We start from the raw sequence: 24,458 nt of genomic DNA on the forward strand, positions 1-24,458 counted from the left end.
CGATGAAGCGGTCGAGAGGCTTCCTTGCGCGCGAGCGATTTCCGATCCTTCCACGAGGCTTCGAAGCGCAGCGGCGTGATCCTGTCGTTCGGCGGAGATCTCTCGGAGAACATCCTGTTCTCGCTCGGGGAAGTGCTGAAGCTGCGCATGCGGCACGAGGAGACCGACGCCGCGGTCGCCAAGCGCGTCTTCTCGATCTTCGTCGAGCAGGCCCAGAACGTGATCCGCTACTCGGCCGACAAGGTCGCGCCCGCCGAGCCGCCGGGCCCCGCCCGGGTCAGCGCCGGCATGATCGCCGTCGGCACCGAGGAGGGGCGGTTCTTCGTGGTCTGCGGCAACGAGGTCGGCAGGACCGAGGTCCCGCGGCTGCGCGAGCGGCTCGACGAGATCGCCACCCTGTCGAGCGACGAGCTCAGGAAGGTCTACCGCGAGAAGCTGCGCCAGCCGCCGGACGAGGGCAGCCTCGGCGGCAGCATCGGACTGATCGAGATCGCCCGCCGGTCGAGCGCCCCAGTCGAGTACGACTTCCAGGATCTGGGCGCGGAGCGCAGCCTGTTCTGCCTCAAAGCCTTCATCTGAGGATCGCACGGACATGGACCGCATCACGCTGCCCCGGACCGAGCGCTCGCCCGAGGTCGATTTCGACTTCGCGTCGGGGCGGCTCGTCCTGCGCGGCGAATCCTACCCGGAGGACGCCGCCGCATTCTTCGGCCCGCTGCTGCAGGCCCTGCGCGGCCACCTCGCGGCGACCGAGGCGAGCCCGATCACCTTCGACGTCGCGCTCGCCTACTTCAACTCGTCGAGCGCCAAGGCGCTGATGAACCTGTTCATGCCCCTGGAGGACGCCGCCGCCGAGGGGCGCCCGGTGACGATCCGCTGGATGTTCGGCGCCGACGACGACGTGATCCAGGAGGCCGGCGAGGATTTCGCGGCCGACTTCGCGCATGCCCGGTTCGAGATGATCGCGAGCGTCCCCGCGTGAGCCCGCACCGGGCGCCGGCCCACGATCTCCTGTCCGAGCCGGCGGACGCCTTCAGCCTGTTCGACACCGAGGAGGCCGTTCTCGGCCGATCCGAGGTGATGCTGGCCCGCCTCGCCGAGGTCGGCGACGGGGTGCGGGAGCTCGCCGGCGCCTACCGGCGCAGCTACCACGAGCAGCGCCGGCTGGTGCGGCTGAGCGACCGGATGCAGCTCGACCTGCACCGCGCCAACCAGCGGATGGCCGAGCAGCAGCGCGCCCTGCGCCACCTCAACGACGCCCTCTCGGCGGAGATCGAGCACCGGGCGCGCCTCGAGGCCGAACTCCGCCGCCTCGCCGACACCGACCACCTCACCGACGCCCTGTCGCGCCGCCGCTTCCTGCAGATCTGCGAGGAGGTCTGGGCCCGGACCCAGTCGGGCGACACGCCCTCCAGCGTGCTGATGCTCGACCTCGACCGCTTCAAGCTGATCAACGACCGCTACGGCCACAGCGCGGGCGACACGGTCCTCAAGGCCTTCGTCGAGACCTGCCGCGACAGCCTGCGCGCGGTCGACGTGATCGGCCGCATGGGTGGTGAGGAATTCGCCATCCTCGTCACCGGCACCGTGATGGCCGAGGCGCAAGTCATCGCCGAGGCGCTCCGCCGCGCGGTGGCGCAGCGGCCGGTGCGCCTGGAGCACGGCCCGCTGCCGATCTCGGTGAGCATCGGCCTCGCGGCGTTCGGCCCGAGCGAGTCGATGTCGGCGACGCTCCGGCGGGCCGACGCGGCGCTCTACGCCGCCAAGCATGCCGGCCGCGACTGCGTGCGCTGCGCGGCCGAACCGGGCGCGTCCCTGACCTGAGGCGCCGCGCGCCCGGCCTCGGAGCGGAACCGCTGTGACACGGAGTGACGTCGCGTGAGCGGACCTGACACGGCCCTGGACAGCCCGCGTCTCGCCGGGGGGATCCGCGGCGCGCGACCGCTGCGGACCGGGGATGCCCTGGCGCGGCTCGGCTTCGCCGACATCGATCCGGTCCCGGCCGCCGGCGGCGCCGGGCGCGCGGGCGGCCTGCGCGGGGCCGGCCCGATCCGCCGGGGCGATCCCCTGTCGAAGCGCGGCTTCGCCGACGTGCTGGCCGCGGGCGCGCCCGCGGACGAGCTGATGAAGCCCGGCGCCCTGCGCGGGGCGGCCCGAGGCCGCGACCTCGACAGCCTGTCCCACACCCTGTTCCTGCGCATCTACCCGGTGATCGGCGCCCTCCTGCTGCTGACCCAGCTCGGGATCGCCTGGGTGACCTACACCGACCAGCTCCGGCTGTACGGCGACCGGGCGCATCTCCTCGCCCGGCTCACCGCCGCGGCGATCGCGCGGCCCGACTGGGCGCGCGACCCGGACGCCTACGACGGCCCGCTCAAGGCCCTGGCCGCCGAGCTCGATTTCGCCCACGCCGTCCTGCGCGACGCCGCGGGCCACGTCGTCGGGACGGCGGGCGCGGCGCTCCCCGCGCGGGGCTGGTCCACCCTCTCGGCCCAGGCCGACCTGTCGGTGCCCGGCCGCGCCGGCCCGGCGGGCAGCCTGACCGTCACGGTCTCCACGAAGGCGCTGCGGGACAACGCGGCGTGGCAGGTGATGCTCGCCCTCGGCGCCAGCGTCGGGCTGATGATCGCCTTCGTGGTCACCCTGCACGCCACCGTGCGCCGCCACGTCATGGCGCCGCTGATGCGGCTGCTGCTCGCCATGCGGGAGATCGAGCACAAGCGCTGGACGACCGTGGAGCTCGGGGGCGCCTACCGGCCGAGCAACGAGATCGACGTCATCAGCCAGGCCTTCAACCGCATGGTCGAGGGCCTGCGGAGCGGTGACGCCGCCAAGCAGCTCCTCGTCGAGCTGGAGCAGGCCCACGACAGGCTGGAGCGCGCCAACCGCCAGGTGGTCGAGAGCATCGGCTACGCTCGGCGCATCCAAGATTCGGTGCTGCCGGACCGCACCGCCCTGGCGGGCGCGGGGGTCGAGGTCGCGGTGCTGTGGGAGCCGCTCCACGTCGTCGGCGGCGACTATTTCTGGCTGGAGGAGATCGACGGCCTCTGCGTGATCGCGGTGGCCGACTGCACCGGCCACGGCGTGCCCGGCGCGTTCCTGACCCTGATCGTCGCGACCGCCCTCGACCGGCTGCTGCACGAGCGCGGCCTGCGCGCGCCGGCGGCGATCCTGGCCGGGCTCGACGCGATGGTCCGCACGCAGCTCCGCCAGGACGGCCGCGGCGCCGAATCGGATGACGGGCTCGATTGCGGCCTGTGCGTCTGGGACCGCGCGGCCGGGACGCTGCACTTCGCCGGCGCCGGCCTGTCGCTCACGGTGGTCCGGGACGGCGTGGCCGAGCGCGTCCGCGGCGGCCGCCGGGGGCTCGGCTACCCGCGCCCCGCCCGTGACGGGCAGCCGGAGGACGTCGTCGCGGACGTCGCCGTTCCGGTGGCGGGCGCCACCTTCTACCTGATGACGGACGGCATCACCGACCAGATGGGCCGCGCGGCGCCCGACCGGGCGCCGCGGCTCCTCGGCCGGCGCGGCGTGGCCGACAGCCTCCTGCGCCACGCCGACCTGCCCCTCGCCGCCCAGACCGTGGCCCTCGAGGCCGATCTCGACGCCTATCGCGGGACCGAGGCCCGGCGGGACGACATGACCCTGGTGGCGTTCCGGCTTCCTCCGGCGACCGCCGCCGGCTGAGACCGGCCGTCCCCCTCGGGGCCATCGATGCCAGGTGCGCATCGATCGATCCAACAATGACGTTGGACAGGCCGTCCGGCCTGCGGCACTCCTGGGCCCGGCCCCGGGAGAGCCGTCGCGGTCGCCGCCGAGAGGTACCGCCAAGAACCGCCTCCGGGGCTTCCAGCGCGCCCGCGCGGACAAGACCTGGAGGAAGCCATGGCTGAGGACGCCGTCACCGGGATCCGCCTGCGGTCCGTCGCCCTGCCGCTGAGGACCCCGATCAGCGACGCCAAGGTGCTCACCGGCCGTCAGAAGCCGATGACCGAGATCGCGATCCTGTTCTGCGAGGTCGAGAGCCGGGATGGCCATCGCGGCCTCGGGATCAGCTATTCCAAGCGCGCCGGCGGGCCGGGCCAGTTCGCCCATGCCCGCGAGATCGCTCCGGCGCTGCTCGGGGCGGATCCGAGCGACATCGCCAAGGCCTGGGACACGCTCGGCTGGGCCGGCGCCTCGGCCGGCCGCAGCGGCCTCGCCGTCCAGGCGATCGGCGCCTTCGACGTGGCCCTGTGGGATCTCAAGGCGCGGCGGGCCGGCCTGTCGCTCGCCAAGCTCCTCGGGGCGCAGCGCGACTCGGTGCGCTGCTACAACACCTCGGGCGGCTTCCTGCACACGCCGCTGGAGGAGCTGCTCGTCAACACCGACCGCGCCCGGGCGAAGGGCATCGGCGGCATCAAGCTGAAGGTCGGCCAGCCGGACTGGGCCGAGGATATCCGCCGGGTCTCGCGGGTGCGCGAGCATCTGGGCGACGCCTTCCCGCTCATGGTCGACGCCAACCAGCAATGGGACCGGCCGACCGCGATGCGGATGGGCCGGACCTTCGAGCGCTTCAACCTGATCTGGATCGAGGAGCCCCTCGACTGCCTGGACGCCGCCGGGCACGCGGCCCTGGCCGCCGCCCTCGACACGCCGGTCGCCACCGGCGAGATGCTGACGAGCGTCGCCGAGCACTGGGACTTCATCCGCCAGGGCGGCGCCGACTTCCTGATGCCCGACGCGCCGCGGGTCGGCGGCATCACGCCCTTCCTCAAGGTGGCGGCGCTCGCCGAGTTCGCCGGGCTGACGATCGCGCCGCACTTCTCGATGGAGCTGCACATCCACCTCGCCGCCGCGCTGCAGCGGGAGCCCTGGGTCGAGCATTTCGAGTGGCTGGAGCCGCTGTTCAACGAGCGGCTGGAGCTGGAGGACGGCCGCATGCGCGTGCCGACCCGGCCCGGCCTCGGCCTCTCCCTGAGCGAGCGGGCGCTGGCCTGGACGCGCGAGACCGCCGGGTTCGGCAGCCTCGGCTGAGGCTCAGAAGGGGCGCTTCATCCCGGCCACGACGTTGCGCGGGGGCGCTGGCGTGGATCGTGCCGCCGGTGGCGGCCAGGACCGCGGCGCCGTTCCGCCGGCCCGCGGTCGGGTTGAGCGTGTCGGCGAGATTCTGGGCCGAGTCGGTGTCGACCCGGTCGAGCACGTTGCGCAGCTCGACGTAGTGGCTCAGCCGCTTGGCGAAGCCGGCATCCGCCTGTCCCGGCAGCGCCCGGTCGTAGTGCAGGTTGAGGTTCACGACCGTGAAGCCCGGCGCCTTCGGCAGGTTGGCGCTATCGCGGTGGAAATCGCTCTGGTCGACGGGGGGTGGCGTAGCCGGGGGCGACGCGGCCCAGGACGCTCCACTCCTGGCTCGGCCCGGTACGCTTTGCGGCCCGGACGGGCAGGCATCGGCCGCGGCGCTGCGGGATCGGCCGGGGCCGCGGGTGGCGGGTGTCGCGGAACGGTTGCCCCGCCTGTACCAATGTCCGCCGCCCGGCATTGGCCGGCGGGACGCGTTCGACGATGTCCGGGCCCGAACAGCGACATCGCCCGCTGTCTGCAGCTGATTGTTCAAGTAAAACTGCGCCCTTGCCGCGGGGTGGCATCCGCGATCAATTGCCGTTACGCTGCGTTTCTACCGATACCATTCTCTCATTTGACAATTTACAAAGAACAGATCTGGAGCGACAGGTCCATGTTGTGTGCCGAAGGAGAAGGGCAGCGCGGCGTTCCGGGCGGCACCCGCGCCGGTCCCGGCGCGGCGCAGCCGGTTCCGCGTTCCGAGGCGGCGGGCGAGATCGGCTCCGCGCGCCTCCTGCAGGGGCGCCGCGAGATCGTCATCCGCCACGGCGACCACGCCTATCGCCTGCGGGTGACCGCCAGCGACAAGCTGATCCTGACCAAATGAGCGCCCCCGTCCTCCTGTCGCGCCGCGCCCTCCTGGCCGCCGCCGCGGTCGGGGCGCTCGCCCCGCGCACCGCCGCCGCGCAGGCGGCCACCCGCATCGCCGCCCTGGGCGGGGCCGTCACCGAGATCCTCTACCGCCTCGGTGCCGGCGGTCGGATCGTCGCCGTCGACACGACCAGCCTCTACCCGCCCGAGGCCCTGCGCGAGAAGCCGAATGTCGGCTACCTGCGCGCCCTCTCGGCCGAGGGCCTGCTGGCGCAGCAGCCCGACCTGATCATCGCCGCCGAGGGAGCCGGGCCGCCCGCGGTCCTGGCGCAGCTGCGCGAGGCCGGGCTGCGCGTCGAGACGGTGACGGAACCGCCGAGCCCCGAGGGCGTGCTGGACAAGATCGAGACGGTCGGGCGCCTCACGGGTCTGGAGCGGGAGGCCGAGGCCCTCGAGGCCGAGGTCCGCACCCATTTCGCCGACCTCGCGACCCGGCGCGCCCGGATCGCCCGGGCGGCCCGGGCCCTCGTCGTCCTGTCGGTCCAGGGCAGCCGGACTGTCGTCGGCGGAACCGGCTCCTCGGCGGACGGCATCCTGACCCTGGCGGGCATCGCCAACGCGGCCGCGGGCCTGGAGGGCTTCAAGCCGATGACCGACGAGGCCATCGTGGCCGCCGCCCCCGACGCGGTGGTGATGATGCAGAACGGCCCCGAGCCGCCGAAACCCGAGAGCATCTTCGCCCCCGGCACGGCCCTCGGCCAGACGCCGGCGGCGGCGCAGGGCCGGCTGGTGGCCATGGACGGCCTCTACCTCCTCGGCTTCGGGCCGCGCACGCCCGAGGCCGCCACCGACCTGATGCGGGCGCTCTACCCGGACCTGCCGCGTGACTGAGCCGCGCGGCGGCGGGCGGGGGCCGTGAGCCGCCGGCTCGCGGCGCCCTGGGTGCTGGGGATCCTGGCGGCCCTGGTGCTCGCCGCCGCCCTGCTCTCCGTGAGCCTCGGGGCGATCCGCATCCCGCCGGAGCGGGTCCTCGCGGCCCTGATCGGGGAGGGGAGCGATCCGGCGCGCGCCCGCGACGCGCTGGTGATCCTCTCGATCCGCCTGCCCCGCACCCTGCTGGGGCTGATGGTCGGGGCCGGGCTGGCGGTCTCCGGGGCGCTGATGCAGGGGCTGTTCCGCAACCCCCTGGCCGATCCGGCGCTGGTCGGGGTCTCGTCGGGGGCGGGGCTCGCCGCCGCGGTCATCATCGTGCTCGGCGACCGGATCCTCGCCCGGCTGGGTGTCCCGGGCCCGCTGCCCTACGCCGCGCTGCCGGCCGGGGCCTTCCTCGGCGGCCTGTGCGCGACCCTCATCCTCTACGCCCTCGCCACCCGGTCCGGCCGCACCGCGGTGGCGACGATGCTGCTCGCGGGGATCGCGCTGGGGGCGCTGAGCGGCGCGCTGACCGGCCTGCTGACCTTCGTCAGCGACGACCGGCAACTGCGCGATCTCGCCTTCTGGTCCCTGGGCAGCCTCGGCGGCGCCACCTGGTCCAAGGTCGCGGCCTCGGCGCCGCTCATCCTGCCGGTGCTGGCCGCGGTCCCGTTCCTGGGCCGCGGCCTGAACGCGCTCGTCCTCGGCGAGGCCGAGGCGTTCCATCTCGGCGTCCCGGTGGAGCGGCTGAAGCGCGCCTGCATCGTGCTGGTGGCGGTGGCGGTCGGCGCCAGCGTGGCGGCGGCGGGGGTGATCGGCTTCGTCGGCCTCGTGGTGCCGCACGCCCTGCGGCTCCTGATCGGCCCGGGGCACCGGCTGCTGCTGCCGGCCTCGGCACTCCTCGGCGGCGCCTTCCTGGTGCTCGCCGACGTGGTGGCGCGCCGCGTCGCCGCGCCCGCCGAGCTGCCGATCGGGATCGTCACCGCGCTCGTCGGCGCGCCGGTCTTCCTGTGGCTGCTCCTCGGCCGGGTGCGGGCGGACGATGTCTGATCCGGCCCTGCTCGCGGCCCGCGACCTGACCGTCACGGTGGCGGGGCGCGACCTCGTGCGCGACGTCTCCCTGGCGGTGGAGGGCGGCACCCTGCAGGTGATCGTCGGCCCGAACGGGGCCGGCAAGTCGACCCTCGTCCGCCTGCTCAGCGGCGCCCTGCGCCCCACGAGAGGCACCGTCGCCTATGACGGTGCGCCCGTGGAGACGATCCCGCCCTGGCGGCTCGCCGCGACGCGGGCGGTGCTGCCGCAGGCGGCGCGGCTGGCCTTCCCGTTCGTGGCGGCCGAGGTCGCCCGGATCGGCCTCGACGGCATCGGCCGGGGCCTCGCGGCCCGCGACCGGGCGGCGATCCTGGCGCGGGCCCTCGCGCGGGCCGACGTGGCGCATCTCGCCGACCGGGCCTACCCGACCCTCTCGGGCGGCGAGCAGGCGCGGGTGCAGTTCGCCCGCGTGCTCTGCCAGCTGGAGGCCGGCCGCACGGTCGCGGACCGGCAGGTGCTGTTCCTCGACGAGCCGACCGCGAGCCTCGACCTCCGGCACCAGGGCGCGCTGCTCGACGCCGCCGCCGGGCTGGCGGCGACCGGCGTCGCCGTGGTGGCGATCCTCCACGACCTCAACCTGGCGGCCGCCTACGCCGACCGGCTGCTGGTCCTCGACGGCGGCCGGCTGGTCGCCGGCGGGCGGCCGGTCGAGGTCCTGACCGACGACCTGATCGCCGGGGTCTTCGGCGTCCGCTGGCCGGTCGGGCGGGTGCCCGCGGGCGGCCAGCCCTTCCTGCTGCCGCACCGGGATAAGGCCGGTCGCGCGCGGGGCTGATCGGATTTCGCGGGTCCCGGACGGCGTCCGGCCCGCGCCGGAACGCAATGCGCGGCGCGCGGACCAGCAATCCCGGAAACACCGGTTGCACATCTCTGTCGCGATCTGAGAGAAAAGCTTCAGCAAGCCAGCCATCCGCCAGCCAGCTCTCGGAAACGACTGTGCGCGGGCGTCTGTCATCATGGCTCATGCTTTCCATCGGGCGCTCGCCGCCCTCGGCGTCGCGCTGGCGACCCTGCCCGGCGCCCGGGCGGAGGAGGCCGGCCCGGCCGCGCGCTCCGAGCCCGAGATCGGCCTCGACACCCTGTCGGTCACCGCGACCAAGACCGCCGTCCCGGCCGTCGACGCCCTGTCGGGCACGAGCGTGGTCCCGCGAGCCGCGCTCGACCGCCTCCAGCCCGGGCGCCTGTCCGAGGTGCTGCGCGACGTGCCCGGCGTGACCACCCAGGAGAACCGGAACGATCCAGCGCAGGCGATCAACATCCGCGGCCTCCAGGATTTCGGCCGGGTCAACGTCCTGGTCGACGGGGCCCGGCAGGATTTCCAGGTCTCGGGCCACGGGGCCAACGGCATGTTCTACCTCGACCCCGAGCTCGTCGGCGGGGTCGACATCACGCGCGGGCCGACCGCGACGGTCTACGGCTCCGGCGCCATCGGGGGCGTCGCGGCGTTCCGCACCCGGTCGATCGACGACATCCTGGCCCCCGACGAGCGCGCCGGATTCGTGCAGAAGCAGGGCTTCGGCACGAACGGCCAGCGCTTCGTGAACAGCTCGGCGCTCGGCGCCCGCATCGGCACCGCCGCGGACCTGTTCGGGCAGTTCGTCTTCCGCGCCACCGCGCCCTATCGCGACGGTGCCGGCCTGCCGGCGCCCGACACCGGGAGCGACCTGAACGCGGGCCTCGCCAAGCTCACCCTGCGGCCGGCGGAGGGGCACGCGCTCCGCGCCACGGCGCTCCTGCAGCGATTCGCCTTCGTCAACGGTGGCGACACCGGCGCGGGGGCCCGGTTCGCCGACGCCGTGCAGGCCGACACCGTCACCTTCGGCTACCGGTTCGCCCGGCCGGACGTGCCGCTCGTCGACCTCAGCCTCGACGGCTACGCGACCACGACCCGCGACGCGCTGACCTTCCTGCAGGACTCGCCGCGGGGTCTCTACGGCCGGCTCGGCACCCGGGCCGGCGACCGCCTGACCTACGATCTCGCGACCGCGGGCTTCGACGCCCACAACACCGCCCGGTTCGAGACCGGTCCGGTCGCGCACGCGCTCACCCTCGGCGGCGACGGCGTGGCGGATCGCGTCCGGACGACCGACCAGGCCGGCGGCTTCGGCGCGGCCTTCACGCCGTCGGGGCGGCGGGAGCTGGCCGGCGCCTTCCTCCAGGACGAGATCCGCGGCGCGCCGTGGCTGCGAATTGTCGGCGCGCTCCGGCACGACGGCTACCGTCTCGACGGCGGGGGCTATCGCGCGCGGGGCGCGCGGGTCTCGCCGAAGATCACGGTCGGCGTCGCGCCGCTCGGCGGCCTCGAGGTCTACGGGACCTACGCCGAGGGGTACCGCGCCCCGACGATCACCGAGACGCTGATGCAGGGCATCCACCCGTTCCCGGCCTTCGCGATCCTGCCGAATCCGGCCCTGCGGCCGGAGGTGGCCCGCACCGTCGAGGCCGGCGCCAACCTGCGCGCCGACGGGGTGCTGGGGCCGGAGGACGCGCTGCGGGCCAAGCTCGCGCTGTTCGACACGGCGGTCGACGGTTTCATCGACATGGAGGCCGTCGGGCCGGCCTACTACGTCCCGGCGATTCCCGGCATCCCGGCCTCGATCTGCGTCGCCCGGCCCGGGCGCTTCCCCTGCGTGATCCCGGCGCGGTCCTACCAGTACCGCAACGTCGCCAGGGCCGACCTGTCGGGCGCGGAGCTGGAGGGAACCTACGATTGGGGCCGGGGCTTCGTGTCGCTCGCCGCCACCCATGTCGACGGCCGCGACCGCGCCACCCGCGAGAGCCTGCTCACGGTGCCGCCGGACCGGATCGGCACGACGCTGGGCCTGCGCTTCCTCGCCGACCGGCTCGTCGTGGGCACGCGCCTGACCCTGGTGGAGGCCCGCACCGACCTGCCCGCCGCCGCGCGGAGCCGGGCCAGCAAGGCCTACGGGCTGGTGGACCTCTTCGCCACCTGCGCGGTCACCGACCGCATCACCGCGGACGTCGTCGTCCAGAACGCCCTCGACCGCCGCTACCGCGCGTACCGCGACGCGCTGGCGAGCCCGGGCCTCGTCGCCAAGGCGTCGCTCAGCATCGCGTTCGCGACCCGGTAGGCGCGGCTAGAGCCGCTCCCGATCGGGTTGGGACGGGTGCGATTGCCGAGCCCGTGCCGCACGCGGCGCGGGTCCCCTCTCCCCTGCGGGAGAGGGGGCATGGGAGAGGACGGATGGCGCGGCTGTCTCGACTGGAGACGCCCGTGTTCCAGACCGTTGCAGAACGATCGGGAACGACTCTAGCGATAGCGCGACGGGTGGTATTCCCGGTAGCTCACGCCGATCACGGCCGCGAGCAGCCCGGCCCCGCGGCATAGCGTGTAGCCGCCGCCGATCAGGGTCGCCGGCCTGAGGGACAGGCCGGCGACCCCGAGCCGCAGAAGGCCGCCGCCGAGGCGCACGAAGCCGCGGCCCGCGTTGGCGAGCCGGCCGCCCACCGTTTCCGGGCGGAGCCGGCCGAGATAGGCCTCGACGCTGCCGCTGCGGTACCAGCGCGCCAGCAGCCAGCGCACCCGCATCCGGTGCGTCGGGATGCTGTCGTAGACCACGGCCTTCTCGGCCCAGGCGATCCGGTGCCCGGCGAGCATCAGGGCCCGGAAGAAGAACGTGTCCTCGCCGCCCATCGTGTTGAAGCGCATGTCGAAGGACAGGCCCAGCGCCCGGATCACCCGCAGGTCCAGGAGCGCGTTGGCGGTGTAGCCGTCCTCCACGTAGCCGTCGCGGACCGGCAGGCGCTTGGCGAAGAAGCCCCCGGCGGCCGCCCAGGCGGGCGGAACCCGGTCGAAGAACGGCACGACCGGCCCGACGCAGGCCGCGACGCCCGCGGCGAGGGCGGTCTCGAGCAGGTTGTGGAGCCAGTCGCGGTCGGGAAACTCGTCGTCGTCGATCAGAGCGACCCAGTCGGCGCCGGCCGCGGAGGCCTCCGCGAGGCTGCGGTTGCGGACCGCGGCGAGGCCGCGGGTCTCCTCCCGGGCATAGGTGACGGGGAAGCGGCCGGTCGCCCGGTAGGCCTCCACCACCGGGACGGCGGCGCGGCTGCGCCCGTTGTCGATGATCAGGATGCGCAGGGCGGTCTCGGCGAGGCTGCCGAGCCGCTGCTGGTCCAGGGCCTTGAGCAGGCGCGCCAGCCCCACGGGCCGCTCGCAGGTGCAGATGCAGATGCACAGGCGCATCGTCTTACCTCTGTCCGATCGGGTGGGCGTGCGGCCGCGGCCGCAGGCGCTTGCCCGCCGCCGCCAGCAGCGTCGCGGCCAGGAACCGCCAGATCCGGGGATGCCGGAGCGCCAGGGTCGCGCCCGCGCGCCAGCGGCCGGCCTGGGCCGCCTCGATGACCTGGGCGATCAGCCGCGTCACCGCGAGGCCGTCGCGGTAGGCGCGGCTGCCGTGGCGGATCTCGGCGGAGCGCGACCGCGCCTCGGCGAGGCGGCCGTGCTCGGCCCGGGCCGCGAAGGCCGCGTCGAGGCGCGCGATGTCGGCCTGGCGCAGCCGGTGCGACAGCGAGGTGGGTCCGCGCCGGTAGCCGTAGCCCGCGTAGGTGGTGACCACGAACCGCGCCCCGGCCGCGAGGGCTTCCAGGCACAGCAGGAAATCCTCCCCGATCCGGACGCCCTCGTCGTACCGGATGCCGTGCCGGCGCAGGATCTCGGCGCGCATCATGGGCTTGAGGTAGCCGAGCTTGGTCACCCGGCTGAGCAGCTGGTTGCTGGCGATGTACTTGGCGAGGTCGATCTCGAACAGGTACGGCTCCCGGCCGCCCTCCAGCATGCCAGGCCCCTGCGGGTCGAACATGTCGGTGAACGGGATCGGGTTGTCGGCGACGATGTCGGCATCCGCCGCGAGCGCGAGATCGAGCAGGGTCCGGGTGCGGTCGGGCAGGATCAGGTCGTCGGCGTCGAGGATCGCGATCCACCGGCCCCGGGCGGCGTTCAGCGCCGCGTTCCGGGCGCTCGACGGGCCCCGGGGCGTGCCCGGTCCGGCATCGGCGAGGGGAATGACGCGGACCCGCGGATCGGCTTCCGCCAGGCGCGCCAGCACGGAGGCGGTCCCGTCCCGCGAGCCGTCATCGACCGCCACCACCTCCACGGCGACGCCGGTCTGGGCGAGGGCGGAGCGGATGGCCGTCTCGATCCAGGGCGCCGCATCGTGCGCGGCCATGATGAACGAGACGTCCACGAAGGTGCCCCGAGCATCGGACAAGAGTTGATCCGCCATCGCGCTTCCTGGGCCGCCGGGCGCGGCCTCCGAGACCGCCCCCGACTTTGGCCGGAAGCGATCGGCGCGCACGACGCTCAAAGGGCGTAGGGCGGCCGCCATCCCCTCCCATTGCGGGGGATGGCCCCGACGGCCGGAACGGGTCAGTGCGTGTCGGGGGCTGTGTCGCCCGCGGGGCGGGAATTCCGGACGCTGAGGCCCTTCGCCAGAATCGTCCGGACGTGGGCGCGCAATTTTTGTTTTCTCTCCGCCGAGGCAGGAGAATCTTTTTTGAGGCTCGAATCGCCGGAGGCTGCCATGTCGAACGCCCCTGAGGCTCGTCACCGCGCGCCGCCATCGCCGAAGCGGCCGCAAGGGTGATCGGCGATACCTATAATGGATTATTTGGCTGGAATCTCGACATTATTGCAACGCAACCAACGAAAACAGTTTTGATGTTTGTTAAGGTTTATGTCTCCTACTGAGCATTGTCGGACGTGGGCGAACTACGTAGGTAGTATCCGAGGGCCCTCCCGAGGGCGGAAATCAGGGAGGAGATGAGTGCCCAGTCGCTTCTATTTCGACATCGAGAACGGCGAGGAGACGATCCGCGACGCGCAGGGCGTGGAAGCCGCGGACTTGGCCGAGGCGCTCGCGGAGGCCCGCAGCGTGATCGACGAAATGGCGGGTGAACTGGAGGTCGCGGGACCGGCCGGCGCGTGGACGCTCGTCGTGCGCGACGCCACCGGCGCGGAGGTCGGCCGGGTGCCGATCAAGGGCTGAGCCGGGGACGCGCGAGCGGATTACGGGCCGACCAGCGCGGAGGCGCCGACCCGCCGGCGCGGGGCCCGCAGCAGCCGGCGTGCGGGCCGCTCCAGGAGTCGCCACGACAGTTCGGCCAGCAGCAGCGTCAGCATCAGGTCGAGCGCCATGGAGACCGAGCGCGGTCCGGCGACGTCGAGGCCGACGAGGGCCAGCACGCGCTCCGCGTGGAGCGGCACGTGGAACAGGTAGGCGGCGTAGCTGATCACGCCGATCCGGCGCAGCCACGGGATCTCCAGGAGGGCGACCGCGCGGCCCTCCCGCGCCTCGACCACCTGCAGTAGCAGCAGCGCCGCCAGGACGCCGCTGAGGCGGCCGAGAACGAGCCACCAGCCGGTCGGCGCGATCAGGAGCGGCAGGGCCACGAACAGGGCCAGCACGCCGGCCAGGGCGGCGTCGCGGGCGAGCCAGGCCGGGAGCGGCCGGGTGCGCAGGCCGGCGAGGCCGCCCAGCGCGATCAGTCCGACATTGGCCAGGGTGTCGACGTCGAAGCACCGCGGCGCGGCGCCCGCCCGCCACAGGGCACCGTGCGCCAGGACGCTGATCCCGACCAGGAGCCAGCACAGCGTGCCGAGGTGGCGCCGCGGCAGGAACAGGGCCGCCGGCGCGAACAGTAGGTAGAATTGCTGCTCGACCGCGAGGCTCCAGAGATGGCCGAGCTCGGTGCCCCAGCCGTTCAGCTCGATGTAGATGTTGGTGACGTAGAACCACGTCGCGAGCTTGAACGCGTCGTTGCCGAGACTGGCCGGGTCGCCGGGCCGGACCGTGTAGAGCACGAACAGGAAGACGTAGTAGACCGGCACGATCCGGGCGACGCGATTCCGGTAGAACAGCCCGAGGCTGCCGAGCGGGGTCGACGCGCCCGCCTCCACGGCCGTGCGGGCCGCGGCGAGGATCCGGACGATCAGGAAGCCGCTCAGGACGAAGAACAGCCACACGCCGGCCGTGCCGAGAGCCTCGGACCTCGGGCTCGGCGCCTTGTGGCTGACGAAGACCATCAGGAACGCCAGGGCCCGCAGGCCGTCGAACCCGTTGATGCGGCGCTCTGAAGGGGCCACGGCGCGTCCTGTCCGGTGATCGACCGCGCCGCGCCGGGGCAGAACGCGCCCGCGCGGCCGGGTCCGGCCGGGAGGGCCGAGCAGCCCGGTTTAGACCGGCCCCCGCGCCGGGGGCCCTTACCTCGATCGGCGGACGGGACCCTCCCCGAAAGCGGTCCCGCCGCCCGGTAGGGCCGTCAGCGGCGGCGGATGAGCAGGACGACGAGGCCGACGGCGACGGCCGCCCCGGCCTGGGCGGCCAGCAGCGCGAGCAGGAACCCCTTCGGTAGAACAACCGCGAAACCGATCGCTCCTCCAATCAGTGCAGCGAACACGAGCACGACCAGCAACGCCTTACCTCCATTGATGGATCGGCGGCCGTCTTGTTGCCGAACCGGTCGTGGGCCCAGTGTTGTCGCAAGGGTTCCGCCTGCGATCGACGCCCCTTCGGACCGGCCGAGCGCCGCCGAAGCCGGCTGCGGCGAGGCTGGCCGAACCGGCCGGCTGCGCACGTCGCTCCGCAAGTTCCGATCCCGTCTCACCCCGAGTCAAGGAGCCGACATGTTGCGCCCGGCTGGGACCCCGACGCCGATCGAGTCGTCGACGCCGCAGGATATGGTCGAGACGCTGAACGAGGCGTTGGTCAAGACATTGCCGGCCCCGCGGCAGGCCGGCCCTGGCCTCCGGGCGAGCTGGGCGATGAAGCGCGTCCTCGACGCGACGATCGCGCTGACGGCGCTCTTCCTGCTTCTGCCCCTGCTGCTGTTCATCGCCCTGCTGATCTGGGGCAGCGACGGCCGGTCGCCGATCTTCCAACACAAGCGCCTCGGCCGGCACGGGCGCCCCTTCGGATGCCTGAAGTTCCGGTCCATGGTCGCGGACGGCGACGCGGTGCTGGCGCGGCATTTCGCCGAGAATCCCGAGGCCCGGGCGGAGTGGGAGGCGTCCTTCAAGCTCACCCACGATCCCCGCGTCACGGCGCTGGGCCATGTCCTGCGCAAGACGTCCCTCGACGAGCTGCCGCAGCTCTGGAACGTGCTGCGCGGCGAGATGAGCCTCGTGGGGCCGCGGCCGATCGTCCAGGCCGAAGTCGTGCGCTACGGCGCCGACTTCACCGCCTGCTTCTCCGTTCCGCCGGGCCTGACCGGCCTCTGGCAGGTCTCCGGGCGCAGCGACACGGGCTACGCCGAGCGCGTCGCCCTCGATTGCGCCTATGCCAGCCAGTGGAGCCTTCGCCGCGACCTCGCCATCCTGCTCAAGACGGTTCCGGCCGTGCTGAGCCAGCGCGGCAGCCGCTAGGGCCATGACCGGTCGGCCGCGCCGCGCCCGCCGCGCCCGCCGCGGAGCGCGCCGATGAAGGGCATGATGCTCAACGCCCTGCTGGGCGTGATGCTGGGCCGCTTCGGCTCGGTCTGGCGGCTGCTGGTCTTCGTCCCGATCGTCGCGGCCGAGGTCGGCTACGGCCTCCTCGTCTACAACCTGAGCGCCGGCGCGTGCCTGCGGCGCGGGACGGCGCTGCTGGTCTGCGGGCAACTGGCCTTCCTGCTCGGCGCCCTGCTGCGGCCCATCGCCAACGAGCGGTGAGCCGTCCGGGCTCGGCGCGGCCCGGCGCGGCGAAGCGGACACGTCAGGCCGGATCCTCCTCGGCGGCCGGCGCCTGAAGGCAGAGCCGCCAGAACTCCACGAAGCCGGCGGCGTACGCGGCGATGACGAGGCTCGACCAATGCATCGCGTGGCTCCGGGCGCGTTCGAGGGCCCAGCCTGCCGCGGAGACGTTAAGATTTAGCCCGGCCCGGTGTCGGGTCCGGTGTCGGGTCCGGTGTCGGGTCCGGTTCCAGGGTCCGGTGCCCGGCGCGGTGTCATGTGTGGTCCGATGCCCGGGGCGGTCGCCGGTGCGGCGTCCGCCCGCCGGTGCGGCTAGCGGCAGACGATCGATTCCTTGAAGCCGCACGGATCGCCCATCCGGGTGAACGCGACCCGCTCGAACAGCGCGGTGACCGGCTGTCCCGAATACTCCGTCGGTCCGAGCCACGACGCGAAGTCCGGGCCCTGTCCCGACCAGACGCTGAGCATGATCTTGCTCGGATGGGAGGGAAGCGGCCGGTCGGGCGTGCCGACGACCTCGCGCAGCAGGCGCCCGTTGACGTACCAGCGCAGGCGGTCGGGCAGCCACTCGAAGGCGTAGTCCGCGGTGGTGGTCGCGGCGTCGAAGCCGAGGGCGTCGAGGCTGACGTGCTCGCCGACGCCGCCGACGAAGTAGTTGAGCTGGACCTTGCTCGTGTCCTTGCCGAGCCACTCGAAATCGATCTCGTCGTTCGTCCGCCGGTCGCCGTTGTCGGGGCCGTTATAGGTGAAGAACGCCGAGACCATGCCCGACCCGGTGCCGGCCCGCATCCGGACCTCGTAGGTACCGTAGCCGTAGCGCTCGCGGGTCTGGATCTCGGCGCAGCTGAAGGGGCGCTCCTTGTAGGTGATGTCCGTCAGGGACAGCGAGAGTTCGCCGGGCGTCGCGATCCGGGCGCGGTGCTTCGACCACGTGCAGCCCTGCCAGTCGCCGTTGACCCAGCCGTCCGAGACGTACCAGCGGCGTTCGTTCAGGGTGCTGAACAGTTCCACGAAGGATGCGCCGCCCTGGGCAGCCTGGGCCGCGGCGGGAGAGGCGGGAGAGGCGGCCTGGGCCGCGGCCGGCGGCGTGGCGGTCTCGCCCGCGCTCGCGGGATAGGCCTGCAGGAGAAGCGTCGCCGCCACGCAGAGGCGGCGGCCCGGGCCGGACCAGATCGTCATGCGCACGTCCTCAAACCAGTCGCCGCAGGATCGCGGCGGCGCGCATCGTAGCGGCGGGGGCGGCTCCGGCCGGGGATCATTCGGACGACCCGGCCCGGGGCCGGCCCCCTCCTTTCGGACGATCTCGCGCGCCGCGCCGGGATCGCCCTAACGTGCCGGCGGACCGGCCGCGGCGCGGACCGGCCGGAGAGTCGCGGAGTCGTCCGGTGCGCAGCTTAGAGGCCTCGTCCCCCGTCCCGGAGGTCTGCGTCATCATCGCGGCCCGGGACGCCGCGGACACGATCGGGACCGCCGTCGCCTCGGCGCTCCGGCAGCCGGAGGTCGCCGAGGTCATCGTGGTGGACGACGCCTCCGCGGACCCGACCGGCGCGGCCGCCGCGGCGGCCGACGACGGTACCGGCCGCCTGCGGGTTATCCGGCTCACCGAGAATGTCGGACCCGCCGAGGCCCGGAACCGCGCCATCGCGGCCGCCCGCGCCCCGCTGCTCTGCATCCTCGACGCCGACGACTACTTCCTCGAGGGCCGGCTCGGCCGGCTCCTCTCCGCGCCCCGGACCTGGGATCTGATCGCCGACGACATCGTCATGGTCCGCGGCCGCGAGGCGGCCTCCGCCGCCGGCCTCGTCACCGGACCGGGGCGGCCGCAGCGGCTCACCCTCGCGGCCTTCGTGACCGGCAACATCCCCCGTCCCGGCGCGAGCCGGCGCGAGCTCGGCTTCCTGAAGCCGATCATGCGGCGGGGTTTCCTGGACCGGCAGGGGCTGCGCTACGACGCGCGCCTGCGGCTCGGGGAGGATTACGCCCTCTACGTCGAGGCGCTGGCGGCCGGGGCGGTGTTCGCCGTGACCGCGCCCTGCGGCTACGTCGCGGTCGAGCGGTCGAACTCGCTGAGCGCGCAGCACCGGACGGACGACCTCGGGGCGATGCTGGCCTTCGACGACGCCATGCTGGGCCGGCCGGGTCTCGCCCCGGAGGCGCGGGCGGCCCTCCGGGCCCACCGCGCCGCCACGGCGCGGCGCTGGCAGCACCGGCGCGTCCTCGACCGGCGGCGCGCCCAGGGCTACGCGGCGGCCCTGCGGGAGCTGCTCGGCACGCCCCTGGCGTGGCGCCACATCCTGTCGGTGACCCTGGCGGACAAGCTCGCGCGCCTCGTGCCCGCGTCCGTGCCGGAGCGGGAGACCGGTCCGCGCCTGCTCCTCGGACCGGAGCGCCGCCTCGAGCCGGCGCGCTGAGCCGGCGCTGGGTCGGGCCGGCAGCGGCGCGTCAGCGGTCGCGCTCGTCCCTGCGCGCCCGCACGGCCGCCACGTCGGACCGGACCTCGTCCAGCGCGCTGCGGACCCGCTCCAGGGCCGTCGAGACCGTCGCGTCCAGGTCCGGATCGACGGCGTCCGGCGCCGTGCCGTGAGGGAAGCTGTCCAGCAGGTAGGGCATCATCTTGCCGTGGAGCGCCGTGTAGGCACCGGGACTGGACAACTCGTAGACGACCGCGAGAGCGTGATAGGCTCGGACGAGAACCTCGAGCGCGACATCCGCGCTGCGCGCCCCCCGATCGCAATCATCGCTGCCCATCATCGTGCTTGATAATTTATTGCTGCCCCGTCCGCCGGGTAACATGCCCACCTAAGACTGTCGACGTCGGGAGCCATTGCAATCTTCGATCCCCTATGGCGCGGGGCCGTTTATCCGCGCGCCATGGCTCGACTGCAACAGTCACTGAATAGCGGGGGGCAATTCAAGGTCTCGTCTAGCCGCGGAGCTGCCGCTTCGGCCGGATCATTGTGGCGATCTTGGTCTCGACCTCGACCAAAACGCTGTTCACAAGGTGAATGGCGCCGTCAACTGTACCGGTTGTCAGGCTCTCGTCGCGGCTCGTCTCTTGGATGATGCGGAAATTGTCCTCGACGAACGCGCGGATCTTCTGCTGGACGTCGACGAACTCTCCCGGATGGGCCGTCTCGTAGAGGAGCGCCAGGGCCAGGTAGGCGCGCCCCACCATGTCCAGCGCCAGGGTCGTGCTGACCTCAGAATGTCCGGCGTCCGGGGGCGACACGACGACTGAATTTCCTGTCGGATGTTAGTTATTTACACTAACACGGACTTTATTCGGCGCCAACTGCGCCGATGATCGGTGATGTGGATTCTGCATTGATTCCCGTCAACCGTGGGCCGGTCCCCGGCGGGGCGGTCGGTGCCCGGTCGGAGCGCCGACACGACGCGCGCGGGCGCCGCGCCCGCCAGCAATCCTCGCCACAGTGATCAACGGACCGCCGGCGGGCCGGTCCGGGTGAGCCCGGCTCGGGTGGTGAGACGCGTCCCGTCGCGTGCGGCGCGGGCTCCGTGACCGTCCCGGGCCGATCGCGCGCGGCGTTAACGGCCGGCGGTGGCCCGGCGCTCGGCGCGGTCTTGGCCCGGCGCCAGATCCTGCGCGATCCGCAGCTTGAGCGCGAGGATCCGGTTGTGTCGCGCCATCGCGAGGAGCGACTCGGCGGTCCCGACATCGCCGCGCATCCGCAGCGCGTGGGCGGCCAGCGCCATCTGGGCAGCCATCGCGTCCGCCTGGCGGGCGGCGTGCGGGACGTTCTGGGAGAGGGGCATTCCGGATGGCCACGGTTCGAGGGCTCAGCCGATCCTCCGGACGATCCGTTAACGATATCTTAATGGCCGCACCCCCGCGCCGGCCGAGCGGCGCGGGCCGTCACTTCCGGATGGGCAGGCGGCCGACCAGCCAGCCCTCCTCGTTGCGCACGAGGAGGGTCCAGGGCGGCTCCCGGCCGTTTCCCGTAATCTCATCGGCCATCTCGGCGATCACGCTACGCGCCTCGATCAGGGCTTCCTCGAGGCCAGCGGCCTCGACCCCCACGTGGTCGTGGATCGTCTCCTCGGCATTTGCGATCTCGAAGTAGAAACGCGCCGCCAACAGGGTTCTCCTCCGCCGGAACTCTTCGGGGAGTTCAGTTCTATAGACCGGTGTTAGCATCTTAGCCGTTCGCGCTCCCGGACAAAGCGGTCGGGAAAAAGCAGCCTGTCTTTGACAATTCGGGTGATGCGCCGGGAAAATGTTCGCGCGATCGTCGACCGGCGCCGCCGGATCAGCCGAATGGCGTAGCCGCCCGGCCGCCGCCATGGCCGGATGGCGATGTAAGGCGCGGTTCGGGGCGGCCCGGCTGCCGGTTCGGGACGGGCCGCGGCGGGGTCTGGCCGGTCGGGCCGAATCGTCGCCGCTACGCCCGATCGGCCGAGCCGCGTACGCCTAAGATATGATGTTGGTGGCGCTGTCGGGCCGCCGTAGACCCGAGCGTCGGTGCGATCGCGGCGAGGATTCCATGAACATCACGATGGTCGGGTCGGGCTATGTCGGTCTGGTCTCTGGCGCGTGCTTTGCGGATTTCGGCCACACGGTCGTGTGCGTCGACAGCAATCGCGGCCGGATCGACGCGCTGAATGCCGGCCGGATGCCGATCTACGAGCCGGGCCTCGAGGCCCTGGTCGCCGAGAACGTCCGCCAGGACCGCCTGTCCTTCATCACCGACCTGGAGGCGGCGGTCGGTCAGGCCGACGCGGTCTTCATCGCGGTGGGCACGCCCTCCCGCCGCGGCGACGGCTTCGCCGACCTGAGCTACGTCTACGCGGCCGCCCGCAGCATCGCGCGCGCGCTGCGCGGCTTCACGGTGGTGGTGACCAAGTCGACCGTGCCGGTGGGCACCGGCGACGAGGTCGAGCGCATCATCCGCGAGACCAACCCCGAGGCGCAGTTCGCGGTCGTCTCGAACCCCGAGTTCCTGCGCGAGGGCGCGGCCATCGCCGACTTCAAGCGCCCCGACCGCATCGTCGTCGGCACCGACGAGCCGCGGGCCGTGGCGGTCATGGAGCAGATCTACCGCCCGCTCTACCTCAACGCCGCACCGATCGTCGCGATGAGCCGCCGGACGGCCGAGCTGACCAAGTACGCGGCGAACGCGTTCCTCGCGGCGAAGATCACGTTCATCAACGAGGTGGCGGACCTGTGCGAGGCGGTGGGCCGCCGGACGGCCGAGCTGACCAAGTACGCGGCGAACGCGTTCCTCGCGGCGAAGATCACGTTCATCAACGAGGTGGCGGACCTGTGCGAGGCGGTGGGCGCGGACGTGCAGGCRGTGGCGCGSGGCATCGGCCTGGACAACCGGATCGGGTCGAAGTTCCTGCAYGCCGGGCCGGGCTACGGCGGCTCGTGCTTCCCCAAGGACACGCTGGCCCTGGTCAAGACCGCGCAGGACGCGGGCACGCCGCTGCGGCTGGTCGAGACGGTGGTGGCGGTCAACGACCAGCGCAAGCGCGCGATGGCGCGCAAGGTGATCAAGGCCTGCGGCGGGTCGGTGCGGGGCAAGACGATCGCCCTCCTCGGCCTGACCTTCAAGCCGAACACCGACGACATGCGCGACGCGCCCGCGCTGGCGATCGTGGCGGGCCTGCAGGACGCCGGCGCCGTNCGAGGTGCTGAATCGCGGCCGCAAGTTCCTCTTCAACTGGGTGCTGACGCGCCGGCCCAAGGGGCCCAGGCCGTCAACGATCCGCGCAACGCCGTCGACGCCGGAACCGAGACGATCGCCCTCCTCGGCCTGACCTTCAAGCCGAACACCGACGACATGCGCGACGCGCCCGCGCTGGCGATCGTGGCGGGCCTGCAGGACGCCGGCGCCGTAATCCGCGCCTACGATCCCGAGGGCATGGAGCAGGCGCGCCCGCTCCTGCCCGGCGTCGCCTTCGCGGAGGACGCCTACCACTGTGCCGAGGGCGCAGACGCTCTGGTCCTCGTCACCGAGTGGGACGCGTTCCGGGCCCTCGACCTCGACCGGCTGCGGGCGGCGATGCAGCGACCGGTCCTCGTGGATCTCCGCAACGTCTACCGGGCCGCCGACGTCCGGGCGCACGGCTTCGCCTACAGCAGCGTGGGCCGGCCTGACGAACCCGGTGACCAGCCCGGCGACGAGTCCGAGATCCCGCCGGCTCTGCCCCCCGCCGACGCCGTCGCCGTGACCGCGTGAGGCGCGGCCGGGCCCGCGGAACGCGGGCCCGTCGTCGCCCGGCGCCGATGAGGGCGGCGGACGGGAGCCCCGCCGATCCGCTGGACGATCCCCCGTACGAGCGACCCGGCGCGCGGCCACTCCGGCCGCGGTGATCGCGCCGGCGCGCGGGGCGAGAGGACGGGGAGGCCGATCCGCGGCGTCGGGACCGGGCCGGTGGCGCCGCGCCGATCCGCCGACCGTTTGGCGGGACGGTCGGACGCGAAACGGGTCCCCTCGCGGGCCGCCCGGGCAGGCGATCCACGAGGAGACCCCGAAGCTCCGTCCGGCCGCGCCGGACCGAATTTCTGCCAGGGCGGCCCCGCCGCGGCGGGGCCGGCGCCCGAGCGATCAGGCCGCCGGGGCCTTCACGCTCGCCAGGCTGGAATCTTCCCGGAGGAAGTACTTGTTGGTCAGGTAGGCGACCTCGGTCCGGTTCTTGGCCTTGAGCTTCTTCATGATGTTGCGGACGTGAACCTTCACGGTGCTCTCGCACATGTTGAGTTCGTACGCGATGATCTTGTTCGGCGTCCCCTTCCGGAGCGCCCGCGCCACGCAGAGCTGCCGCGGCGAGAAGATGTCGTCGTCCCCGGCCTCGACCGGCTCGTCCACCTTGATGTTGGCCAGCAGGGGGAGGAGGCATTCGGCCGGGATGTAGACGCCGCCGGCCTGCACGAGCTGGAGCGCCTGCAGGGCGATGTCCACGGAGGTCGTCGTCGGGATGTAGCCTTTGACGCCGAGCTTGATGATCCGCACGATCTGGTCGAGGTTCTCGCCGTCCGAGATGACGGCCACCGGCGGAGCGCCGGCCTCGCCCTGCAGGAACGCCAGTTCCCGCGTGATCTCGGTCCATTCGGTCTCGGTCAGGTTGCCGTCGGGCCGGCAGAGAACGACCACGCTCGCGGCGACGAACGGCGTCTGCCGCTTCCACGATTCGATGTCCGCGAAGACTTCGAACGACGTCTGCCGGTCGGCCTCGCTGAGCGAGGCGGCGAGGCATCGGCCGACGAGCTGGCGTCGATCGATGATGACGATGCGGCTCGCGCGGCCCCGGGACTGGTCCCGTTGCTCGACGACGACCGGGTTGTCACCGGCATGTGCACCCGAAAAGCCGCGGCGGCTTTCGGCCGTGTCCCGCTCAACGAGGGTGAGCGCGTCTCGAGTACCAAGACTGGCCATAGAAAATTACCTCCTTTCGAAGGAAGCCGAATGTCAGCGATGACGGGATACCCAATGCGCTCGCCGACGGCGTGACACTGAGATACGCGGTGGCGCCGGTCGCCTTGGGGCGATTGCCGATGACCACGGATACAATGCTAGCTTTCGTAAAATCGTCTGTAAATACCCTATTTGAATCTTAACCCTTAAATTGCAGGGCTAAATACAATCATCGCGCACTACGTACGTAAATAGTGATTTGTTTGATTGCGCACAACGGTGCTGGTGGAGAGATGCATTCGCAAGATCATTCGCCGTCTGTGGTGGTCCGATTCAAGATCTTTTCGAATGTAGTCGCTCAGATATCGCTTTTAAGAATATCGAAACTTTGTCTTATTCGGAGTTACTTGTTGCGTGTTCGTATCGGTGGGACTTCGAGGGCAATTCAATGATCTCGGTGCGATGTAGGTATTCGTGACGGG

Annotated in this window: 25 protein-coding genes and 1 pseudogene; 16 read left to right on the top strand and 10 right to left on the bottom strand. The window is 72.4% G+C overall.

What is annotated here, in order from left to right; all coding sequences use genetic code 11:
• The first annotated feature begins 24 nt into the window (after positions 1–24).
• The 10 genes from ASG32_RS09240 to ASG32_RS09285 all read left to right on the top strand — a co-directional run bounded on the left by ASG32_RS09240 (position 25) and on the right by ASG32_RS09285 (position 11,006).
• Positions 25–579 carry a SiaB family protein kinase gene (locus ASG32_RS09240; RefSeq protein WP_020091215.1) on the top strand — a complete coding sequence of 185 codons (555 nt, stop codon included), beginning with the start codon at positions 25–27 and terminating at the stop codon, positions 577–579.
• 13 nt (positions 580–592) lie between these two features.
• On the top strand, positions 593–982 hold the full coding sequence (locus tag ASG32_RS09245; RefSeq protein WP_012321503.1) for a DUF1987 domain-containing protein: 390 nt from the start codon (positions 593–595) through the stop codon (positions 980–982).
• Positions 979–1,824 (top strand): GGDEF domain-containing protein, encoded by an 846-nt coding sequence (locus tag ASG32_RS09250; RefSeq protein WP_082557813.1) that lies wholly within the window; start codon positions 979–981, stop codon positions 1,822–1,824. Before ASG32_RS09245 ends, ASG32_RS09250 begins: the two co-directional genes overlap by 4 nt.
• Positions 1,825–1,878: 54 nt before the next feature.
• Positions 1,879–3,687: a SpoIIE family protein phosphatase gene (locus ASG32_RS09255; protein ID WP_107351941.1), complete on the top strand. Its 1,809-nt coding sequence runs from the start codon at positions 1,879–1,881 to the stop codon at positions 3,685–3,687.
• Positions 3,688–3,885: 198 nt separating this feature from the next.
• Positions 3,886–5,016, top strand: a complete 1,131-nt coding sequence (locus tag ASG32_RS09260; RefSeq protein ID WP_056524913.1) for a mandelate racemase/muconate lactonizing enzyme family protein — start codon at positions 3,886–3,888, stop codon at positions 5,014–5,016.
• Positions 5,017–5,713: 697 nt separating this feature from the next.
• Positions 5,714–5,926: a hemin uptake protein HemP gene (locus ASG32_RS09265; protein WP_056524916.1), complete on the top strand. Its 213-nt coding sequence runs from the start codon at positions 5,714–5,716 to the stop codon at positions 5,924–5,926.
• The gene (locus tag ASG32_RS09270) at positions 5,923–6,801 is read left to right on the top strand and encodes an ABC transporter substrate-binding protein (RefSeq protein ID WP_056524918.1); all 879 of its coding nucleotides are present in this window, start codon (positions 5,923–5,925) and stop codon (positions 6,799–6,801) included. The genes ASG32_RS09265 and ASG32_RS09270 overlap by 4 nt, the downstream gene beginning before the upstream one ends.
• A 24-nt stretch (positions 6,802–6,825) precedes the next feature.
• On the top strand, positions 6,826–7,872 hold the full coding sequence (locus ASG32_RS09275) for an iron ABC transporter permease (RefSeq protein ID WP_056524921.1): 1,047 nt from the start codon (positions 6,826–6,828) through the stop codon (positions 7,870–7,872).
• Positions 7,865–8,689 (top strand): heme ABC transporter ATP-binding protein, encoded by an 825-nt coding sequence (locus ASG32_RS09280; protein WP_056524924.1) that lies wholly within the window; start codon positions 7,865–7,867, stop codon positions 8,687–8,689. The genes ASG32_RS09275 and ASG32_RS09280 overlap by 8 nt, the downstream gene beginning before the upstream one ends.
• 181 nt (positions 8,690–8,870) lie before the next feature.
• Positions 8,871–11,006 (top strand): TonB-dependent hemoglobin/transferrin/lactoferrin family receptor, encoded by a 2,136-nt coding sequence (locus ASG32_RS09285; RefSeq protein ID WP_056524927.1) that lies wholly within the window; start codon positions 8,871–8,873, stop codon positions 11,004–11,006.
• 179 nt (positions 11,007–11,185) lie between these two features.
• Here ASG32_RS09285 and ASG32_RS09290 read toward each other — a convergent pair whose 3' ends face one another.
• Together ASG32_RS09290 and ASG32_RS09295 are read right to left on the bottom strand one after the other, a co-directional pair.
• On the bottom strand, positions 11,186–12,118 hold the full coding sequence (locus ASG32_RS09290) for a glycosyltransferase (RefSeq protein ID WP_056524930.1): 933 nt from the start codon (positions 12,116–12,118) through the stop codon (positions 11,186–11,188).
• Positions 12,119–12,122: 4 nt separating this feature from the next.
• Entirely contained in the window at positions 12,123–13,142 is a 1,020-nt protein-coding gene (locus ASG32_RS09295; RefSeq protein ID WP_234081757.1) for a glycosyltransferase, read from the bottom strand.
• 555 nt (positions 13,143–13,697) lie between these two features.
• Here ASG32_RS09295 and ASG32_RS09300 point away from each other — a divergent pair.
• On the top strand, positions 13,698–13,919 hold the full coding sequence (locus ASG32_RS09300) for a hypothetical protein (RefSeq protein WP_020091205.1): 222 nt from the start codon (positions 13,698–13,700) through the stop codon (positions 13,917–13,919).
• A 20-nt stretch (positions 13,920–13,939) separates the two neighbouring features.
• Here ASG32_RS09300 and ASG32_RS09305 read toward each other — a convergent pair whose 3' ends face one another.
• Positions 13,940–15,016 (bottom strand): acyltransferase, encoded by a 1,077-nt coding sequence (locus ASG32_RS09305; protein ID WP_056524935.1) that lies wholly within the window; start codon positions 15,014–15,016, stop codon positions 13,940–13,942.
• Positions 15,017–15,192: 176 nt separating this feature from the next.
• Entirely contained in the window at positions 15,193–15,345 is a 153-nt protein-coding gene (locus ASG32_RS34415) for a hypothetical protein (protein ID WP_020091203.1), read from the bottom strand.
• A gap of 211 nt (positions 15,346–15,556) precedes the next feature.
• On the opposite strand from ASG32_RS34415, the gene ASG32_RS09310 reads away from it, so the two are divergent.
• Positions 15,557–16,294 carry a sugar transferase gene (locus ASG32_RS09310; protein ID WP_082557814.1) on the top strand — a complete coding sequence of 246 codons (738 nt, stop codon included), beginning with the start codon at positions 15,557–15,559 and terminating at the stop codon, positions 16,292–16,294.
• A 54-nt stretch (positions 16,295–16,348) separates the two neighbouring features.
• Positions 16,349–16,579, top strand: a complete 231-nt coding sequence (locus ASG32_RS09315) for a hypothetical protein (protein ID WP_020091201.1) — start codon at positions 16,349–16,351, stop codon at positions 16,577–16,579.
• Between the two features lie 333 nt (positions 16,580–16,912).
• Here ASG32_RS09315 and ASG32_RS09320 read toward each other — a convergent pair whose 3' ends face one another.
• On the bottom strand, positions 16,913–17,779 hold the full coding sequence (locus ASG32_RS09320; RefSeq protein ID WP_056524938.1) for a glycoside hydrolase family 16 protein: 867 nt from the start codon (positions 17,777–17,779) through the stop codon (positions 16,913–16,915).
• A gap of 206 nt (positions 17,780–17,985) precedes the next feature.
• Here ASG32_RS09320 and ASG32_RS09325 point away from each other — a divergent pair, with 206 nt between their 5' ends.
• A complete protein-coding gene (locus tag ASG32_RS09325; protein ID WP_056524941.1) occupies positions 17,986–19,011 on the top strand; it encodes a glycosyltransferase in 1,026 nt (341 codons plus the stop codon).
• Positions 19,012–19,042: 31 nt separating this feature from the next.
• Here the strand turns inward: ASG32_RS09325 and ASG32_RS09330 are convergent, their stop codons facing one another.
• The 4 genes from ASG32_RS09330 to ASG32_RS09345 all read right to left on the bottom strand — a co-directional run bounded on the left by ASG32_RS09330 (position 19,043) and on the right by ASG32_RS09345 (position 20,696).
• Positions 19,043–19,252, bottom strand: a complete 210-nt coding sequence (locus ASG32_RS09330; protein WP_244491880.1) for a hypothetical protein — start codon at positions 19,250–19,252, stop codon at positions 19,043–19,045.
• 271 nt (positions 19,253–19,523) lie between these two features.
• Entirely contained in the window at positions 19,524–19,829 is a 306-nt protein-coding gene (locus tag ASG32_RS09335) for a hypothetical protein (RefSeq protein WP_056524947.1), read from the bottom strand.
• A 317-nt stretch (positions 19,830–20,146) separates the two neighbouring features.
• Positions 20,147–20,374, bottom strand: a complete 228-nt coding sequence (locus ASG32_RS09340) for a hypothetical protein (RefSeq protein ID WP_020091196.1) — start codon at positions 20,372–20,374, stop codon at positions 20,147–20,149.
• A gap of 100 nt (positions 20,375–20,474) precedes the next feature.
• Complete coding sequence (locus ASG32_RS09345) at positions 20,475–20,696, bottom strand: hypothetical protein (RefSeq protein ID WP_020091195.1); 222 nt, start codon at positions 20,694–20,696, stop codon at positions 20,475–20,477.
• Between the two features lie 406 nt (positions 20,697–21,102).
• Between ASG32_RS09345 and ASG32_RS09350 the strand changes: the two genes are divergently transcribed.
• Together ASG32_RS09350 and ASG32_RS34980 are read left to right on the top strand one after the other, a co-directional pair.
• Positions 21,103–22,244: UDP-glucose/GDP-mannose dehydrogenase family protein (locus tag ASG32_RS09350; RefSeq protein WP_206780033.1), on the top strand; the 1,142-nt coding region annotated here is incomplete at its 3' end.
• A gap of 112 nt (positions 22,245–22,356) precedes the next feature.
• Positions 22,357–22,800, top strand: a pseudogene (locus tag ASG32_RS34980) (UDP binding domain-containing protein); the annotation flags it as partial.
• Positions 22,801–23,169: 369 nt separating this feature from the next.
• Here the strand turns inward: ASG32_RS34980 and ASG32_RS09355 are convergent.
• Entirely contained in the window at positions 23,170–23,997 is an 828-nt protein-coding gene (locus ASG32_RS09355; protein ID WP_020091193.1) for a response regulator transcription factor, read from the bottom strand.
• Between the last annotated feature and the right edge of the window lie 461 nt (positions 23,998–24,458).

Source organism: Methylobacterium sp. Leaf361 (genome assembly GCF_001424445.1).
In the GTDB taxonomy this organism is placed as follows: Bacteria; Pseudomonadota; Alphaproteobacteria; order Rhizobiales; family Beijerinckiaceae; genus Methylobacterium.